We start from the raw sequence: 16635 nt of genomic DNA, 5'->3' as shown, positions 1-16635 counted from the left end.
CAGGCACCCTCAGACGGTGAGCTTGACCAGCACGCCCGGCCGGTGGCACATCGGCAGCGGGTTGCTCTGGGTGTGCAGATCGGTGCCGCGGTCGAACTTGCGCGGCTCCTGCTTGGCGTAGAGCGGCTGGCCGAGGGTGCCCACCGTCTCGTTGAAGTCGGCCGGGGCGAAGTAGGTGGCGAAGGTGTCCACCGTGCCCAGCGGGAAGGCGTGGGCCTCGCCCGCGGCGATGAAGCGGCGCGCGTTGCCGTGGGCGTCGGTCGCCTGGCCGCGGTACTCCTCGAAGGTGATGCCGGCGAAGACGAAGCCGGCGCGCACGTCGTTGATCAGGATCGCGCCCTGTTGCCACTGCGCATAGGCCTCCTTGACCGACTTGTGGCCGGTGAGCGCCCGGAAGAACTCGGGCGAGCACAGGACGTGCACGCCGGTCATGAACTCGCCCTTGAGGTTCTCCTCGATGTGGGCCAGCACCTCGTAGCAGTGGCCCTTGACGTCGCTCGCGGCATTGGCCAGATCGAAGGCGATGGTGGTCTGCCTGAGATCGAACTCGTCGAACAGGTCGTAGATCGTGCTGCCGTCGGCGTCCAGGATCTGGCCCTTGAGCGCCCCCATGCGCAGGTGTTCGAGGGTGATCGCGTGCTTGTTGCGCATGGTCTCCAGGTGCCGCGCCAGCACGCCCGCGACGGCCTCAACTTCCGTCTCCGAGCCGAAGGCGCGGATGCCCTGGACCTCCTCGGGCAGCACCACGTCGTCGTGCGGGATGTGCGGGATGACGAAGGAGCGCAGCCGGCGCTGGCCGCGTTCGCCCACCGTGCCCGGCGAGCCGGGCGGCCGGGTGGGCAGCAGGTTCAGGCGCCCGGCGTACTCCTCGATCACGACCTGGCGCGTGCGCACGGGCTTGGCCGGAAACAGGTTCAAGGCTTCCAGCCGCCCGTAGCGGTTGGGGATGAGGTTGATGGCGGCGGTCAGGCTCGCCATCGAGAAGCCGGGGGAATCGAAGGGGTTGAGCATCGGGAGACTCCAGAAACGACGAACCCGCCGAATGGCGGGTCGTCCGAGGTGTGGGGAGGGGCGGAATCAGGCGCTGTCGCGCACCACGATGCCGCGCGCTTCGAGCTGTGCGATCGCAGCGAGCTGCTGCGCGGTGGTGATCCCCGCGGGCCAGACCAGTGCGTTTCGCGCGACGATGGCGTGGCGGGCGATCAAGATCGCGTCCTCCCGGTCGATCAGCGTCGCATCGACGGCCAGCGCGAGCACGCCCACGGCGACTTCGCTGCCGTCGCCGGCCGCGGGGTCGAGGGCCTTGAGCTTGCTTGTGGCCGTGACGCGGCCGACCACGGCGCCGAGCGGGAGGTTCTGCCCGGCCGCCACGGTCGCCTGGTCGCGCGAGTACAGGTTCGGCGCCTCGTACTTCAGCAGGTCGCCGAGGTTGGGGGCTTGGGTGAGCGTGGGCATGGCTTACTCCGCGGCAAGGGGTTCTCGACGGACGAGCTTCTTCACGGCGGCGACCACGGGCGAGGCGGCCGGATCGGCGCCGGGGGCGGCCCAGTCCTGGGGCGCGTGGGTCGAGCGCACGGCCGACTCCATGCTGTGGGTGGCGCGCGCCTCGATCAGGGCGCGGCGCACCTCGGCTTCGGTGCGGCCGGCGGCAATGAACTCGGCGGCGCGCTCGGGGCAGCCGGCGATCAGGCACAGTTGCGCGATCGCTTGCGCGGACTGCGCCACTTCGCGGCGGGCCTCGGCCACCAGGGTGGCGGCCTCATCCACGCCGAGCGTTTCGGACGGGGTATCGGTCATGGTGGGGGTTCCTCGGAAAACGGTCGCCTTCCCGGTCGGGGCCTGGCGCGGCGGGGAAGACGGACGCCGCGCGGCAGAAAGATGTCGGTCGAACTCGGCGAGCACCGCGGCCAGCGTCGCCACGCCATCGGCCAGCCCGGCTCGAGCAGCCTGCGGGCCGAAGAAGAGCGCGGCCTCGGTCGCGCGCACCGCGTCCTCGTCGAGGCCGCGCATCGCCGCCACGTGTGCGACGAAGAGCGCGTGCAGCCGGTCCACCTCGGCCTGCAGCGCCGCGCGGGCGGCATCGTGGAGCGGCTCGTGCGGCGAGTAGTCGTTCTTGCGCTCGCCCGCGGTGATCGCGGTGTAGCGCAAGCCGTCCCGGGCGTCCTTGACCGACTGGTCGACGTGCAGCGCGATCACGCCGATCGAGCCCACGCCGCCGGTCTCGGTGACGAAGAGCCGATCGGCGGCGCAGCCGATGGCGTAGGCCGCGGAGAAGGCGGCGTCGTTGGCCACGGCCCAGACGGGCTTCACGGCGGCCGCCTCGCGCACGCGGCGGGCGAGTTCGAAGCAGCCGCCGGTCTCGCCGCCGGGCGAGTCGATGTCGAGCACGATGCCGGCGACCGTCGGGTCGGCCAGTGCCGCCTCCAGCCGCGCGCCGATCTCGGCGTAGCTCGTCAGCCCCGAGGCCGCCTCCAGCCCCAGCGTGCGCTTGACCAGGGTGCCGTGGATCGGCAGGACGGCGATCGAGCTTGACGCAGACGCCGCAGGGTTCGGGGCCCTCGGCAGCGGCGGCGCGAGTTCGACGTCCGGCGCGGCCAGATGCAAGCGCTCGGAGAGCACCGCGAGGATCAGGTCGAGCTTGGCGCGCTGGACGAGCAAGGGCGTGCCAAAGAGCCGGGAGGCGAGATGGGGCAGCATCGGTGTCAGTCCTGGAGTTCGGTGTCGGGCGCAGGTGTCGGCACCGGCCTCGATGCTTGGTCGTGCCGCGGATCCGAGTCGAAGACCAGCCCCAGTTCATCGGCGCGGGCGTTGTCCGCCGCGATCTCGCGGTCGATGTCCTCGGCGTCGTAGCCGTAGGCCGAGATCGCCTCCGAGCGGCTCATCAGCCCGGCGCGGATCGCGAGCTTGAGCGCGTTGAACTCCTTGAGCGGATCGACCCACTGCCAGCCCTGCGGGATCCACTTGGCGGCCTGGTACGCGCGCCGGCGGCGGGCGTAGCCGGGGAGGCTCAGCGCCCCTTCGAGCACGGCCTGCTCCATCCAGGCGCGCCACACCGGGCGACAGAGCTGGTGCACGATCACCCCGTGCTGGATGGCCTCGCAGCGGCGGCGGAACTCCAGCAGCCCGGCGCGGATGCTGGAGTAGTTCACCTGGGTGAGATCGCCGGTGAGCATCTCGTAGGTGATGCCCATGGCGGCGGCCACGGCGCGGAACTGCTGGCGCATGAACTCGCCGTAGCTCGAGCCCACGTCGGCCGGCGCCGAGAACTTGATGTCCTCGCCCGGCTCCAGGATCTGCAAGGTGCCGGGTTCCAGCCCGGCGAGCGCCGCGCCCTGGGCGTCCGGCAGCCCTTCGCCCATCAGGGTGTCCTCGGGGGCGAGCCGCGTGATGAAGCCGGCGAACATCGCCGCGGTCTTCTTGCGTACCAGTTCCGCGTCGTCGTACTGGTCGAGTTCGTGCAGCTTCACCAGGGCGCGGGCGAGCCACGGCTCGCCGCGGATCTGCCCCGGGCGCAGCGGGCGGAACAGGTGGATGACCTCGTTCGCCGGCACGCGCACGGTGTCGAGACCTCCCGCGGAGGTACCCGTGCCCGACATCGGCGCCAGGCTCCCGTCGCCCGGATGCGAGCGGGTCAGGTGATAGGCCACGCGCCGCCCGAGCCGGTCGAACTCGATGCCGGCGCGGATGACGTGGCCCGAGGGCAGGTCGCGGTTGAGCGTCGTCGGCAGGTGCTCGGGCTCCAGCACCTGCAGTTGCAGGCCGACCGCGAGGCCGTCCTCCGGGCGGCGCCAGCGCAGGCGCACCAGCGCCTCGCCGCCTTCCAGCATCGCGCGGCAGGCGAGCGCCTGCAGGCCGTAGAAGTCGGTGAGTCCTGCGGCGTCGGCCTCCTCCACCCAGTCCCACCATAACGCGTGGATGGCCTCGCGCACGGCCGCATCAGTCACCATGCTCTGCGGCTTGATGCCGGTGCCGATGGCATTGGCCACGAAGGCTTCGATGCCCGCGGCCGCCCAGGCGTTGCGCCGGGCGAGATCGCGGCTCTTGGCGCGCAGTTCGTTCTGCGTGAAAGCCAGCGCCGCGACCGCCCCGGGATTGCCGACCTGCCAGGCGACGGCCCGGCGGCCGCCGCCCACGCCGTCGTAGGTCGGGCTCGCACCGAAGATGCGGCGCTTGAGACCGCTCCACCAGCTCACGCGTAGCTCCACAGGGTCGGACGCGGACGGTCCGTCGTGGCGTCCAAGTCGTCCAGATGGATGAAACGCCGCAGTCCCCGCTGCTGCACCCCGATGCCGGTAAAGCCGTGGGCCACCGCGAGCACGACGAGATCGAGGGCATCGCGACCGTGCACGGCCACGTCGCAGGCCCGCCCCAGGGTGTGGGCGCCGCTGCTCGTCTTGGCCGCCTCGGCCGGGTGGGTCGGATCGCGGTAACCGCTGGTGATCACCATCGAGCGGCCATAGGCGCTGCGCAGCCGCTGCAGCCGCTCCATAAACCCCGGATCCATGCGCAGCCGCCCAGTGTGCCGGCAGCGAAACTCCTCGGGACGAAAGTTGGGATAGCGGCGCCAGTCGAGCGCGCTTTGCGTCGTCTCACGCATGATGAACCCTCAGGTCGCTTTGCGGGTATGAATCCGGATCTGCCGCGGCGCGCTGGGCCACAGCCCCGTGGCCACGGCCTGTTCGTGCAGGTCACGCTTGACCGCTCGGATGGCGGCTTGCAACTCCTCGATCGAGCGGTACTCGACCGTCTTGTCGCCGAAGCTCACGCGCTTCTCGCCCTTGGCGAGCGCGGCTTGCAGGGCCTCGAGGTCGGCTTGGGTGTAGGCCATCAGCGGTAGACCACGAGGTCGATCTCGGGGGAGTCGGCGAAGGACGCGGCGGTGGTCGCGCAGCCCACATCGACGTGCGTCGGCGTCTTCTCGTCGGCGGTCGCGCGCACGATCAGCAGCCGCTGCGTGCCCGTGTTGGTGTTGCTGCGGGCGACGCCCACCCAGGCATAGTTCGCGTCCGGCAGCGGGCTGGCGAAGTGCACGCGGTAGCGCCCTGCGGCCAGCCGCGTGACCGAGGCGACGTTGTGCGCAGCGCGCACGACGACCTGGTTGCCGACATAGCCGAAACACACCCAGGCCCGCGCCAGACCCGGGTGGTCGGCGCCGACCTTGACCTCCCGCCCGATGCGGCCGGCCAAGGCGCCGATGCGCGAGGCCAGGCTCATCAGACCAGGGCCCCTTCGAAGATCGCGACGAAGTCGGTGTCGGTGTCGCCCACCTCAGCCGCGGCCACGGCACCGATGTTGCTGCGCGCCTGGGCCTGCTCGGTAGCCGTCAGGGTCTGCGCCGCGTCGAAGCGCACGCGGTGGTTGACCGCGGCAAGCAGCGCGTCCAGGCCGCTGGTGCCGTCCTGCAGCAGCTGCTGGATCTCCAGCAGCGTGTCGTAGGCGGCATCGGCCCCGCCCAGGATCTCGGCCTTGAGGGTGTCGAGCAGCGTGACGATCTTGTGCGAGGAGTAGGTGCTGCTCGTGGCGACCTGGGTGTCGTCGATCGCCCCCGAGGCCTGCACCGCGGCCTTCAGTTCGTTGATGGCCGCCACCAGGCTGGACTTGTCGGTGGTGGTGAGGTTGGCGAGATTGCCGGCCTTGGCGCGGACGTCGTTGAACTCCTGCGCGACGCGCAGGACGAGGCTTTCGATGCGGGTGGCCAGGGACATGGGTTCTCCTTCGGGGTTCGGGACGGCCGGCGTGGATCAGCGCAGCCAGGGGCTGCGGATGACACGCCGGCCGGGGTGGCGGTTCGTAGAAGTAGCGAGGCCACCGCTGGGGGTGGCCTCGGAAGGTCGTTCGATTAGCGACTCGGGCTCGCCGGCCGGCGGCAGCCCCAGTTGCCGCTCCAGTTCGCGCCAATGGCGCTCCTCGAAACGGTCCAGCCCCGCGGCACTGGCCGCGGCGCGGGCGTAGACGTAGCAGTCCAGCGCTTCGTTGCGCTCACGCACCTTCTGCCACTCCCGCACCGGAAAACCATTCCTGTCGCGGCGGGTGATCAGTTGCTCGGCGCAGAGCTGCTGGAGGAACTCGGCGTCGATCTTGGGCAGGTGGACGAATCCGGCCGGGTAGGTCACCGTCACGCCGTCGTCGGCCACCTCCGCGCTCTGGCGCAGGTGGTTGTAGAACTCGAGTTTGGCGAGCCCCACCGCGACCGCATACACCTTGATGCCCCGGCGCAGCTTCTTGCCCGCCTGCGAGACATCGACCGCCGTCGGTGTGCCGATCAGGGCTGCGCCCCCCATCGAACCCGTCCGCACGCCCTTGACCGCCATCACCCGCGCGTCGCGGCAGGCGCGCACGAAGGCGTAGGCCTCCTGTGTCGCAAAGCCGGTGTCCAGCGCCAAGCGGGCCAGCGGCATGGCCGCGCCCGAGGCATGGGTCCAGGTCTCGGCGAGCATCCCGCCCAGCGCCTTCCACACCGCATCCCGTGCGGTGTCGCCCATCAGCACCCGGTGCTCGATGAGCCAGGCCTCCTTGCCACGCCCGAAGGCCCAGACCGAGACCTCGATGCGGTCCTTCTGCACGTCGGCGCCGGCGGTGAGCAAGAGCCCGCCGGCGGGAATGGTGCCGATGGCATAGTCCTCGCGGCGCTCCAGCAGGCGTTGCCAGTCGGGCGCTTCGCCCTCCTCGACCCAGGTCTCGCCGAGCTCGGTGTTCTTGAAAGTCTTGATGGCAGCGGCCGATCCCGACTCTTTACTGACGGCGGCTTCCCACGCAGCGGCGATCTCGCACCAGGCGCGCCAGCCCAGCGGGCTGTACAGCGACGACAGATGAAACCCCGCCGTCTTGCCCGAGCCTTCCGCCGTCGCGCGCCACTCGCCGTGCTCCAGCATCCAGGTCTTGTGGTGCTCGGCGATCGCCGTCTCGCATGATTCGCACACATACGCCGCCGTCTCGGGCCGGCCCTTCTCCCAACGCAGTTGCTCGAAGCGCAGCCACTGCCGGTGCGAGCAATGCGGGCAGGGCACGAAGTAGCGCCGCTGGTCGGATGCCTCGTACTCGCGCTCGATGGCCGAGGCGCCCGCGATCGTCGGCGTCGAGACGATGAAGATCTTGCGCCGCGCAAAGGTGCGCGTGCGCGCCTCAGCGAGCGAGATCGCATCGCCCTCCCCCTCGACGTCGAGCGGGTAGGCGTCCACCTCGTCGAGAAAGAGATAGCGCACCGGCATCGAGCGCAGGCCCACCGCGCTGTTCGCGCCGGTCATCACCAGCACGCCGCCACGAAACTCCTTGGCGAGGATGGTGTTGCCCGAGTCGCGCGAACGCGCCGGAGCGATGAGTTCGCAGAGCACCGGCGACTCCTCGATCAGCGGGTCGATGCGCTGCTTGGAGTTGCGCTTGGCCATCTCCACGGTGGGCCACACGGCCATCATCGGCCCCGGCGCGTGGTGGATCACGTAGCCGATCCAGTTCGAGCCGGTCTCGGTCGCGCCCACCTGCGCGCCCTTCATGAACACCACGCGCTCGATGGGCGAGGTCGGCGACAGGCAGTCCATGATCGCCTTCAGATACGGCGTGCGGCTGGTGCGCCAGCGCCCCGGCTCGCTCGAGGCCTTGCTCGACAGCACCCGGTGACGGTCGGCCCATTCGGAGACGGTGAGCAGCGGGTCCGGCGTGAGGCCCTCGCGCCAAGCGCGCTCGATGACGTCCCAGCCCTCATAGGCGAACTCGTCCATCAATCGACCCGAACCTTGAGTTCCCCGAGCTCGGCGAGGTGCTCGCGCACGGCGGCATCCAGGGCCACGTGCAGGGTGTGGGCCTCCACGCCGAGCCGGGCCGCCATCTGCGCCGAGATCCGCGCCGGCCAGTTGAGCCAAGCGTCGCGCTCCGTACGGGCGAGCTTGAACACATGCGCGATGGCCTGGTGGCGATCGACCAGTTCGCCCTTGAGGCGGGCCAGCCGCACCTTGTTGGTCTGCGCCTTGACCACCTCGTTGACCGTGCGCGCCTGCACGAGCGTGGTGCCGCCTGCGGGCAGGCCGGTGGCGAGGTTGGGGGCCGGATCCTCCGCCACCCGCACCTTCACGGTCCGGGAGCCCGTTCCCGCCTTCGGCGGCTCGGAGTTCCGGGTCCAGTCGCGGTCGGCCCGGTCTGGGTCGATGGTGCCGTCCGCCTCGGGCGTGATGCGCCCGGTGCGGATGGCCTTGTGCACGGCGGTGTCCGATACCCCACGGTGGCGGGCGTAGGCGCGAATCGAGATGCCCATGGCCCTCTTCGATCAAGTCATCGTCAGTTCTTGCCCAACACCCGCAGAAAACGCTTGGCTTCACGGGCGAGAAGCGCGTTCATCACGTCACCCCGAACCACCCGACCGAAAGGACGCCCGATGAACCCCCACATCCCCGACCTTCTCGCCACCAAGCTCGCCGAGGCCGCCCTGACCGTGCTGGTGCGCACTTGCCGCAAGGAGGTGGCCGCCGCCAGCCGCGACGAGCTCGAAGCCGCCTGCGCCGCGATGCGCGCCAAGGCCCGGCCGGTCATCGACCGCTTGTTTGACGACGCAAGGGCTGCGCCCTGGGTCGGCGAGATGGCCTTCCACGCCGCCGCGCTCGAACTGGCGCAGGCCGGCATCGCGGTGTTGCGCAAGGTCTGACGAGCAATGCGAAGCCAAGCAAGAACGCTTGGCTTCTCACGCGAACAGCGCGTTCATCACCTCACCCGATCACCACGCACCAAGGAGCAGACCATGACCCTGCGCATCCGCCAACCCCAGGTCACCGACACCAACGGCAACGCCCTCGGCACCCGCCTGATCCGAATCGAGTTCGACGAGCAAGGCCCAACGACCGTGATGCACGACGGCCAGCGTTACGACTTCACCGGCAAGACCGGCACCCACCTCAAAACCGGCTTGGCGGTGCGCGAGATGGCCACCGCGCGCGATGCGCGCCTGTGGATCAGCCTCGATGGCGAGCACCTCTGGGAAGACTGACTCGCGCCGATCCATCCCTATCCAGGAGCAGACCATGAGCACCATCACCCTGACCCCCGCCCAGCACGCGATCCTGGCCCATGCGCTCGAGCACAGCGACGGCCGAATCGACTGGTTCCCCGAGCACATCCAAGGCGGTGCCCGCCGCAAGGTGCTCGACGGCCTGGCCAACCGCGCCCTGATCGCCCGCCAGGGCGAGGTCTGGGTCGTTGCCGACGCAGGCTACGAGGCCTTGGGCGTGCCGCGCCCGGGTGCCCGCACCGCCCAGCGCCAGTCCTTCGTTGCGAAACTCGATGCGGTGATCGCCCAGGCCGAGCAGGCGCAGACGGCGCGCGACGAGGCCGACCTGGAGGCGGCGGTGAACGCCGCCGAAGCGGCCTGGGCGCAGGATGCGCATCGCAGCGCCGAGCCGCGCCGCCCCCGCGCCCACAGCAAGCAGGCGCAGGTGATCGCGATGCTGCAGCGTCCCGAAGGCGCCACCCTCCGCCAGATCATGGACAGCACCGGCTGGCAGGCGCACACGGTGCGCGGCACCTTGGCCGGGGCGCTGAAGAAGAAACTGGGCCTGACGATCGTCTCCGAGAAATCCCCGGGCGGCGAGCGCGTCTACCGGATTCGCTGACTGTCAAAGGCGCGGCCTAAAGCCGCGCCGTTTCCCAAAGGAATCAATCAACGATCTGATGCTTGGCTTCTCGATCGAACAGCGCGTTCATACGGGTGTCGCCACCCCAACCCGCAGGAGCAACCCATGACCACGACCCAGCCCATCCCCGCCACCCGCAACGACGCCTGGGGCTTTTACGGCACGATGAACGAACACGCCGACGCCGCCTGGCCCATCACGATGACCACGATCTCGCAGGCCACCGGCCAGACCCTGGAGGCAGTGCGAGCCTTCCTCGACAGCCGTCACGGCCGCCACTTCGCGGACGAAGTGCTCCCCCACCTGCATGCGGGCCAGACCCTCCACGACGCGATCGACGCCGCCACCCGGCAGTGGATGGGATGGACCATCGGCCGCCAGACCAGCAAGGACTACGGCATCCCGCGCGGGCTGCCTTATCTGACCGGGTTCGTGATTCACTGCGCGATCGCCGACGAGTCGCTCGCCGCCTGATCGAAGGCCAGGCCATCCGCCTCGCGGGTGGCTTGCTGGCCCGTCCAGTCCTGCCAGCGCCGCACGATCACGTCCGCATACTTCGGGTCGAGCTCGATCAGCCGCGCCACGCGCCCGGCCTTCTCGGCGGCGATCAAGGTCGTGCCCGAGCCGCCGAAGGGGTCGAGCACCACGTCGCCGGGGCGGCTGGAGTTGCGGATGGCCCGCTCGACCAGATCCACCGGCTTCATGGTCGGGTGCAGATCGTTCTTCGCTGGCTTCTTGATCTGCCAGACGTCGCCCTGGTCGCGGTCGCCGCACCAGTGGCGCGTCGCGCCTTCGGGCCAGCCGTAGAGGATCGGCTCGTACTGGCGCTGGTAGTCCGAGCGGCCCAGCGTGAAGGTGTTCTTGGCCCAGATGATGAAGGTCGACCAGTGCCCGCCGGCGGCGCGGAAGGCCGCTTGCAGCGTGTCCAGTTCGCTGGAGGACATGGCGACGTAGATCGCGCCTCGGGTGTGCGCCATGATCAGCGCCAGCGCATCAAAGAGGAAATCGTAGAAGCCTTCGCCCAGCGCATCGTTGAGGATGGGGCGGTGTTTGCCGCGCAGCTTGTCCTTCGCGCTGTTGGCGTAGTTCACGTTGTAGGGCGGATCGGTGAAGACCATGTCCGCCCGCTCGCCGTCCGGAAACAGGCGCGCGTAGGCCTCGGCGGTGGTCGCGTCGCCGCAGACCAGGCGGTGCGGCCCGAGCCGCCAGACGTCGCCCGGCCGAGACACCGGCTCTTCCGGCATCTCCGGGATGGCATCGTCCTCCGTCCGGCCCTCGATCTGTGGTTCCTCATCGGCCAGCAGTTCTGCCAGTGCATCGGCGTCGAATCCGGTGAGATCGAGATCGAAGCCATCGTCCTGCAGCGCCTCCAGTTCGATGCGCAGCAGGGCATCGTCCCAGGTCGCGAGTTCCGCGAGCCGGTTGTCCGCGAGCACCAGGGCGCGGCGCTGGGTCGGCGTGAGGTGATCGAGCACGACCACCGGCACTGTGGGCAGGCCCAGCTTGCGCGCGGCGGCAAGCCGCCCATGGCCCGCGACCAGCACACCGTCGGCGCCGGTGAGAATGGGATTGACGAAGCCGAACTCCGCGATGGAGGCCGCGATCTGGGCGATCTGCTCGTCCGAGTGCTGGCGGGCGTTGCGCACGTAGGGCAGCAGCTTGTCGATCGGCCAGTGCTCGATGCGATCGGCCAGCCAGCTCATGCAGTGACCTCCGCCGTCTCGCCCAGCCGCTCGGCGGCGACTTCGGCGAAGGTCCGGCCGCTGCCCTCCAGCACCGGCACCGTGCCCGGGTGGTGCTGCAGCCAGCGGCGCAGCGCGACGTCCACGTACTCTGGAGCGAGTTCGATGGCGCGTACCGGGCGGCCGGTGAGTTGGCCGGCCAGCAGCGTGGTGCCCGAGCCCGCGAACGGCTCGAAGACGATCTCGCCCGCGTCGGTGTAGGCCTCGATGAAGAACTTCGGCAGGCCCAGCGGGAACACCGCCGGATGATCGATGCCTTCACCGATGCGGCCGCGCTGGCGCGTCACCTCGACGACCGAGTCTGGGATGCGGAACTCCTGCGTGGGCTGTCCGGCATGGTTCCAGGCGCCGACCTTGCCGTCCTTGCCGCGCATCGCGGTGGACGAACCGTCGGCGCGCAGGTGCGTCTCGTGCCCGGCCCACTTGCAGGGCACGGTCTTGTTCGGCTTGCGCGAGCGTCGGTTGAAGTGGAAGACGAACTCGTGCCGGGGCGCCAGCCGCCCGGCCCAGTCGCCGGGCACGGTCACCGACTGGTCCCACACGTACCAGCCAAAGCGCCGCCAGCCTTGAGTGCGCATCCATGCGATCCAGCCGTCCCAGTACGGCTGCCACTCGTTGTCGCGATGCACGAGCCCGAGGTTGACCAGGATTTGCGCGTCCTCGCGCAGTGCCGCGCGGGCAGCGCCGAACACGCCCTGCATCAACGCGTCCCAGTCCGCGATGCCGCCGGTGGTGTAGTCGCGCTGGTTGGCATACGGTGGGCTGGTGAAGAGCAGGTGCGCCCGCTCGCCCTCGAGGAGGCGCGCGACGGCGGCCGCGTCGCTGCTGTCGGCGCAGAGCAGTCGGTGTTCACCGATCAGCCACAGATCGCGGGGGCGTGTGACCGCCACCGCGGGCGGTGTGACGTCGTCCTCGTCCGGGTCGCGGACCAAAGCGCTCGTGTCCTCTTCGGCGGACGGTTCCGTCTTCTCGATGGCGTCGAGCAGGCCTTCGATCTCGGAGGCCGAGAAGCCGGTCAGGTCCAGATCGAAGCCGGCGTCGGCCAGTTCGGCGAACTCCAGCGCCAACATCGCCTGGTCCCAGCCGGCATCGAGCGCGAGCCGGTTGTCGGCGATCACGTAGGCGCGCTTCTGCGCAGGCGTCAGGTGCGCGAGCTCGATCACCGGCACTTCGGCGAGCCCCAGCTTGCGTGCGGCCAGCAGCCGGCCGTGACCGGCGATCACACCGTGCTCGCCATCGACCAGGATCGGGTTGGTCCAGCCGAACTCGGCGATGCTGGCGGCGATGCGCGCGATCTGCTCGTCGCTGTGCGTGCGCGGATTGCGGGCGTAGGGGATCAGCGTCTCGACCTTGCGGTACGTGACGGCGAGCGTGTCCAGAATCGGTGCCTCGGAAACGAAGAAGCCCGCCGACGGCGGACCGTGGGCGGGCTGGGAGTGTCGGGGAGAAGGTCTCGGGCTGGAGGGCTGCAAACCGCAAACCCTGCAAACCTCGGTTTGCACCCTGACGCTATCGAAGCGCCGCGCTCGCGCCCCCCGCATGGCTGGGTCGCCAGGAAGGACCCGTGAATGGCTGGGCGGCTTCCTCGACCGACGCCGCTGTCCAGACCTTAGCCGAAATGCTACCCCCAAACGGGCGGATCTGTTGCAGTGGCGAAAGCCGCATTTCGCCGCCGATGCGCGCGGATGCGCGACCGCACCCGCCAAATCACGCCAAAACACGCAGGCGCGGTGGCCTGCGCTCGTGCCCCGCGACTTCAGAGCACGGCCTCCAGCCCCTTGCGTTCGATGAGGTCGAGCAGCTTCTGCGAGGGACCACTGGGCTTCTTGTCGCCCACTTCCCACTTGCGCACGGTCGAGACGCTGGTGTTGAGGACCGATGCCAGCACGGCCTGACTCAAGTGCAGGCGTTCGCGCAAGGCGCGCACTTTGTCGGCTCTATGCCGTTTTGTGTGGAAACGCTTCGCGTCATGTCGGCATGGCTGGCGCGAACGGACTGGCCGGCAGGTGCTTGAGCTTGGACATGCGCAGGTAGGCGATGGCGATGAAGTTCTGGCTCGTCCTGAAGCCGCGTGCGGCGCGCTTGGCCTGCTGCAGCAGCCCGTTCATCGCCTCGACGAAGGCGTTGCTGCGGTGATCGACCATGCCGCGCACCACGGCGTCGAAGCGCTCCTTGAGCGTGGCGGCCAGCTTCTTGAACGGCTCGAGCCGGCAGCGCCGCGCCCAGCTCAGCCAGGCCCTGAGGTCGGATGCGGCCTGCTCGATGCTGTTGTGCGCTGTGGCCCGTGCGTACACCGCGCGCAGCGCCATCTTCAGCCGCCACGCCCGCGCGCTCTTGAGCGTCGAGCGCTGCAGCCAGTGCATGGCCTGGAGCTGGCGGGCGCTCCAGGTGCTGGGGTTGCGCCGCATGCCCCACAGCAGCTGCCTGAGCGTCTTGCGGCCGCCAGCGCCCAGCGCGGCTCGCACCGCCTGCGCGTCGGTGGCCATCTCCGCGCGGCGCACCTGGTCCATCGCCTCGATGGCCATCGAGACGACGTGGAAGCGGTCGTAGCTGATCTGCGCCTCGGGCAGCGCCAGCGCCACGCCCTTGGCGTAGGCTGCGCTCATGTCCATGCACACGTGCCGCACCTGGGCGGGATCGCCGCCATGGGCCTTCAGATCCTCGGCGAACTCCACCACCGTGCGGTGCTCGCGCCCCTCGGTGGCGAACAGCAGCCGCTTGCGATCCAGGTCGTGCACGACGGTGATGTAGTGCTGCCCGCGCCGCAGGCTGGTCTCGTCGATGCCCACCGTGCGCACGCCGGCGAAGTCTTCCAGCGCACGCGCCTGCGCGACGTAGAACTCGATGCGCCGCCACAGCCGCTTGTCCTTGCAGCGCAGTAACTCGGCGGCCTGGCGCACCGGCAGGTCCAGGCACAAGATCAGCGCCAGCGCTTCGAACGCCGCGGTAAAGCCCGAGGCCGCTCGCGCCCACGGCACGGCCACCTGCGTGGTCTTGCCGCAAGCACCGCAGGCCACGCGCGGCACATCGCAGTGCAGCCAGGCCTCGAACTGGAAGAAGTCCAGGTGCCGCCAGGATCGGCGCAGCCGGTCGTGCACCGGTTGCGTGGCCGCACCGCATGCCGGGCAGGCGAGCCTGCTGGTGTGGCAGCCGATCTCGAAGTCGATGCGGCGCTTGGCGATGTCGAGCCTGACGTCATCGACGACCCACGGCGGCTGCAAGCCCAGCGCGCTGGTGAACAGAGCTTCTACGGCAATGCCCATGGACTCATCCTCCTGATCAAACACGCCCGGTGGACATGTGCACAGGCCGGCCAGCGGCCTGCACACATGCCCACCGGGCTCGACGACCAGGAGTCATTGTGACTGTTGGGTTCCACACGAAATGACGAAGAGCCACTTTGTCGGCGTCGTATTCATGCACCGGCGCCAGGCACAGCGCGTCGTATTTGCGCATCTTGCGCTTGTCGATGAAGCCCAGGCGATGCAGGTCGCGCGCCGTCTCATGGACGGCTTCGAGGATCCGGTCGGGGCGATTCTTCATGGCCATCCAAGACGCCCACTTGACCGGTGCTAGCCACCGAACTGGGCGCCGATATCGCGCGCGCCGTGCAAGACGCGCACGATGCTCACTTCATCGTCGTACGCGCAGAAGAAGATCACGTAGTTGCCGTGGGCGCAGGATCGAATGCCTTCGCCGAGCTCGGGGCGAAGCCGGTACGCCTGGGGTGCCGCGGCGATCTTTCTGCATTGCACGCGAAGTTCTGCCATGAAGCTGACGGCCCGGCCAGGATTGTCCTGGGCGATGTAGTCGCCGATTTCCTCGATGTCGCTTGCGGCCAGTGGGGTGATGACGAGCCGGTTCATGTCGTCCGGCGCTTTGCCTGACCCCGATACTTCGCCTCCAGACGATCAAAGACCTCTTCGGCCGGCTGCCCCGGACCACTGGATCGACCGGCCGTGATGGCCGCGCGCAGCTCTTCCAGCTGCAGGGCGTGACGCTGGGCTTGCTCTTCCAGCAAACGCAGGCCTGCGCGAACGACCTCGCTGGCGTTGTTGTAGCGACCGGAGGCGACTTGCTCCTTGATGAACGCCTCGAAATGGGGGCTGAGGGCGACGCTCGTCGGCATGGGCTTGCATCCTAACAGTTAATAACTGTTATTGGATTCCTGCAACCCCGTCTTGTCAAGCGAACGGCTGGGCAGGCGGTCCGCTTCTCGGTTGCCGTTGAGCGCGTCCGCCACGATCGAGAGCGCCCGCTGCCACCGCCGCCACGCCGTGGTCCGGTCGCAGCCGAAGCGGGCGCAGATGTCGCGCCAGCGGTGGCGCTCGGCGCGCATCCACACGAGATGCCGTTCCTCTTCCTCCAGCCACAAGACCCAGCGCATGGTCTCGAGCATCCGCTCGACCGTCTCGGGTGCGGGCGGGAAGCGCCGGATCGTGGGTTCGGCCCCCAGCGTCTCCCAGGGCCTGCGCCGGAGCGCGGGCCAGGTGTGGACGGGGCCCTGCACGCGCACGGACGGCTAGCGGTGGGCGGTGATGGCCGCCTCCCGGAAGCGTTCGGCCACCCGCTCGACGGTCCACTCAGCCATGGCGCGCCTCCCGTGCACCGTAGAGCCGCTCGCCGATTCGGCGGATCAGCTCGCGTTCCATCCAGTCGAGCCGGTCGTCCTCGAGGGAGACGACGAGCAGGCGTTGCTCGCGCCAGCCGCGGCGCTTGACGGCCTCCACGTCCATCGGCTCGGGCTGCAGGCGCCCCAGCGGGCAGCGGTAGCGAGGGGTCGGAACAATCATCTCAGTCCTCCTGCGCCGCGTCGTGCTGCTGGATGGCCCAGTGCAGCAGGGCCAGCGCGTCGGCTTCGTTGTCGTCGGTGGGCAGGTAGCCGCGCGCACGCACGGCCGCCATCACCGCGTCCTTGCGGGCGTTGCCTTTGCCGGTGGCGTGCTTCTTGATCGTGCCCACCGGCACGCCCTGGTAGGGGATGCCGTGGTGCTCGCACCAGGCCGTGAGCGTGGCCAGGAACCCGCCGTAGGCGTGCGCCGCGTCGGTCGAGACGTGGCGGCGCACTTCCTCGAAGTACAAAAACTGAAGTTCAGAAACCGATGTCTGAATTTCAGAAATCCAACGGCCAAAGCGCAGGTAGCGCATGCCGCCGCCTTCGAAGCGCTGCGGCTTGAAGGATTGGCTGCCGCTGGTGATTCGGCCCGTGCGGTCGCGCAGCGCCCAGCCGGTGGTGGTGCCCAGGTCCAGGGCCAGGATCGTGGTGTGCATGGTGTCAG

24 protein-coding genes are annotated in these 16635 nt (G+C 69.4%); 4 read left to right on the top strand and 20 right to left on the bottom strand.

Annotated elements, in window-relative coordinates; all coding sequences use genetic code 11:
- Positions 1-9: 9 nt before the first annotated feature.
- From EDC50_RS10550 to EDC50_RS10505, 10 genes are all read right to left on the bottom strand, one after another.
- A complete protein-coding gene (locus EDC50_RS10550; RefSeq protein WP_123770457.1) occupies positions 10-1011 on the bottom strand; it encodes a major capsid protein in 1002 nt (333 codons plus the stop codon).
- Positions 1012-1077: 66 nt separating this feature from the next.
- Positions 1078-1455, bottom strand: coding sequence for a head decoration protein (locus EDC50_RS10545; protein WP_123770456.1), 378 nt, complete (start codon positions 1453-1455; stop codon positions 1078-1080).
- 3 nt (positions 1456-1458) lie between these two features.
- The gene (locus EDC50_RS10540; protein ID WP_123770455.1) at positions 1459-2697 is read right to left on the bottom strand and encodes a S49 family peptidase; all 1239 of its coding nucleotides are present in this window, start codon (positions 2695-2697) and stop codon (positions 1459-1461) included.
- Positions 2698-2702: 5 nt separating this feature from the next.
- Positions 2703-4193 (bottom strand): phage portal protein, encoded by a 1491-nt coding sequence (locus tag EDC50_RS10535; RefSeq protein ID WP_123770454.1) that lies wholly within the window; start codon positions 4191-4193, stop codon positions 2703-2705.
- Positions 4190-4597 (bottom strand): D-Ala-D-Ala carboxypeptidase family metallohydrolase, encoded by a 408-nt coding sequence (locus tag EDC50_RS10530; RefSeq protein WP_081770272.1) that lies wholly within the window; start codon positions 4595-4597, stop codon positions 4190-4192. The genes EDC50_RS10535 and EDC50_RS10530 overlap by 4 nt, the downstream gene beginning before the upstream one ends.
- Before the next feature lie 9 nt (positions 4598-4606).
- Entirely contained in the window at positions 4607-4828 is a 222-nt protein-coding gene (locus tag EDC50_RS10525; protein ID WP_054284871.1) for a phage head-tail joining protein, read from the bottom strand.
- Positions 4828-5214, bottom strand: coding sequence for a hypothetical protein (locus EDC50_RS10520; RefSeq protein WP_123770453.1), 387 nt, complete (start codon positions 5212-5214; stop codon positions 4828-4830). The genes EDC50_RS10525 and EDC50_RS10520 overlap by 1 nt, the downstream gene beginning before the upstream one ends.
- Positions 5214-5705, bottom strand: coding sequence for a hypothetical protein (locus EDC50_RS10515; RefSeq protein WP_123770452.1), 492 nt, complete (start codon positions 5703-5705; stop codon positions 5214-5216). Before EDC50_RS10515 ends, EDC50_RS10520 begins: the two co-directional genes overlap by 1 nt.
- 36 nt (positions 5706-5741) lie before the next feature.
- The gene (locus tag EDC50_RS10510) at positions 5742-7715 is read right to left on the bottom strand and encodes a phage terminase large subunit family protein (RefSeq protein ID WP_123770451.1); all 1974 of its coding nucleotides are present in this window, start codon (positions 7713-7715) and stop codon (positions 5742-5744) included.
- A complete protein-coding gene (locus EDC50_RS10505) occupies positions 7715-8245 on the bottom strand; it encodes a hypothetical protein (protein WP_019562352.1) in 531 nt (176 codons plus the stop codon). Before EDC50_RS10505 ends, EDC50_RS10510 begins: the two co-directional genes overlap by 1 nt.
- Before the next feature lie 120 nt (positions 8246-8365).
- Here EDC50_RS10505 and EDC50_RS10500 point away from each other — a divergent pair, with 120 nt between their 5' ends.
- The 4 genes from EDC50_RS10500 (at position 8366) to EDC50_RS10485 (ending at position 10088) form a co-directional block, all read left to right on the top strand.
- The gene (locus EDC50_RS10500) at positions 8366-8632 is read left to right on the top strand and encodes a hypothetical protein (RefSeq protein ID WP_123770450.1); all 267 of its coding nucleotides are present in this window, start codon (positions 8366-8368) and stop codon (positions 8630-8632) included.
- A gap of 93 nt (positions 8633-8725) precedes the next feature.
- Entirely contained in the window at positions 8726-8971 is a 246-nt protein-coding gene (locus EDC50_RS10495; RefSeq protein WP_123770449.1) for a hypothetical protein, read from the top strand.
- Between the two features lie 34 nt (positions 8972-9005).
- Complete coding sequence (locus EDC50_RS10490; protein WP_123770448.1) at positions 9006-9593, top strand: DUF3489 domain-containing protein; 588 nt, start codon at positions 9006-9008, stop codon at positions 9591-9593.
- 126 nt (positions 9594-9719) lie between these two features.
- Complete coding sequence (locus EDC50_RS10485) at positions 9720-10088, top strand: hypothetical protein (RefSeq protein WP_115044280.1); 369 nt, start codon at positions 9720-9722, stop codon at positions 10086-10088.
- Here EDC50_RS10485 and EDC50_RS10480 read toward each other — a convergent pair.
- From EDC50_RS10480 to EDC50_RS10435, 10 genes are all read right to left on the bottom strand, one after another.
- Positions 10052-11317: a site-specific DNA-methyltransferase gene (locus EDC50_RS10480; protein WP_123770447.1), complete on the bottom strand. Its 1266-nt coding sequence runs from the start codon at positions 11315-11317 to the stop codon at positions 10052-10054. The two genes, EDC50_RS10485 and EDC50_RS10480, sit on opposite strands and share 37 nt — an antisense overlap.
- The gene (locus EDC50_RS10475) at positions 11314-12858 is read right to left on the bottom strand and encodes a site-specific DNA-methyltransferase (RefSeq protein ID WP_242002940.1); all 1545 of its coding nucleotides are present in this window, start codon (positions 12856-12858) and stop codon (positions 11314-11316) included. The genes EDC50_RS10480 and EDC50_RS10475 overlap by 4 nt, the downstream gene beginning before the upstream one ends.
- A gap of 254 nt (positions 12859-13112) precedes the next feature.
- Positions 13113-13283 (bottom strand): helix-turn-helix domain-containing protein, encoded by a 171-nt coding sequence (locus EDC50_RS10470; protein ID WP_123770446.1) that lies wholly within the window; start codon positions 13281-13283, stop codon positions 13113-13115.
- Between the two features lie 40 nt (positions 13284-13323).
- The gene (locus tag EDC50_RS10465) at positions 13324-14619 is read right to left on the bottom strand and encodes an ISL3 family transposase (protein ID WP_123770445.1); all 1296 of its coding nucleotides are present in this window, start codon (positions 14617-14619) and stop codon (positions 13324-13326) included.
- A 16-nt stretch (positions 14620-14635) separates the two neighbouring features.
- Complete coding sequence (locus EDC50_RS16520; protein WP_199742047.1) at positions 14636-14899, bottom strand: hypothetical protein; 264 nt, start codon at positions 14897-14899, stop codon at positions 14636-14638.
- Positions 14900-14928: 29 nt separating this feature from the next.
- Positions 14929-15222, bottom strand: coding sequence for a type II toxin-antitoxin system RelE/ParE family toxin (locus EDC50_RS10455; RefSeq protein WP_123770444.1), 294 nt, complete (start codon positions 15220-15222; stop codon positions 14929-14931).
- The gene (locus tag EDC50_RS10450; protein ID WP_024892269.1) at positions 15219-15485 is read right to left on the bottom strand and encodes a type II toxin-antitoxin system ParD family antitoxin; all 267 of its coding nucleotides are present in this window, start codon (positions 15483-15485) and stop codon (positions 15219-15221) included. Before EDC50_RS10450 ends, EDC50_RS10455 begins: the two co-directional genes overlap by 4 nt.
- An 18-nt stretch (positions 15486-15503) precedes the next feature.
- Positions 15504-15866: a DUF6362 family protein gene (locus tag EDC50_RS16515; RefSeq protein ID WP_244922529.1), complete on the bottom strand. Its 363-nt coding sequence runs from the start codon at positions 15864-15866 to the stop codon at positions 15504-15506.
- Positions 15867-15939: 73 nt separating this feature from the next.
- Positions 15940-16149: a hypothetical protein gene (locus tag EDC50_RS10440; RefSeq protein WP_123770443.1), complete on the bottom strand. Its 210-nt coding sequence runs from the start codon at positions 16147-16149 to the stop codon at positions 15940-15942.
- A gap of 1 nt (position 16150) precedes the next feature.
- A partial coding sequence (locus EDC50_RS10435; RefSeq protein WP_244922527.1) for a crossover junction endodeoxyribonuclease RuvC occupies positions 16151-16635 on the bottom strand: 485 nt, incomplete at its 5' end.

Source organism: Vulcaniibacterium tengchongense, from assembly GCF_003814555.1.
Classification (GTDB): Bacteria; Pseudomonadota; Gammaproteobacteria; order Xanthomonadales; family Xanthomonadaceae; genus Vulcaniibacterium; species Vulcaniibacterium tengchongense.
This window is presented reverse-complemented; position numbering and strand designations above follow the sequence as displayed.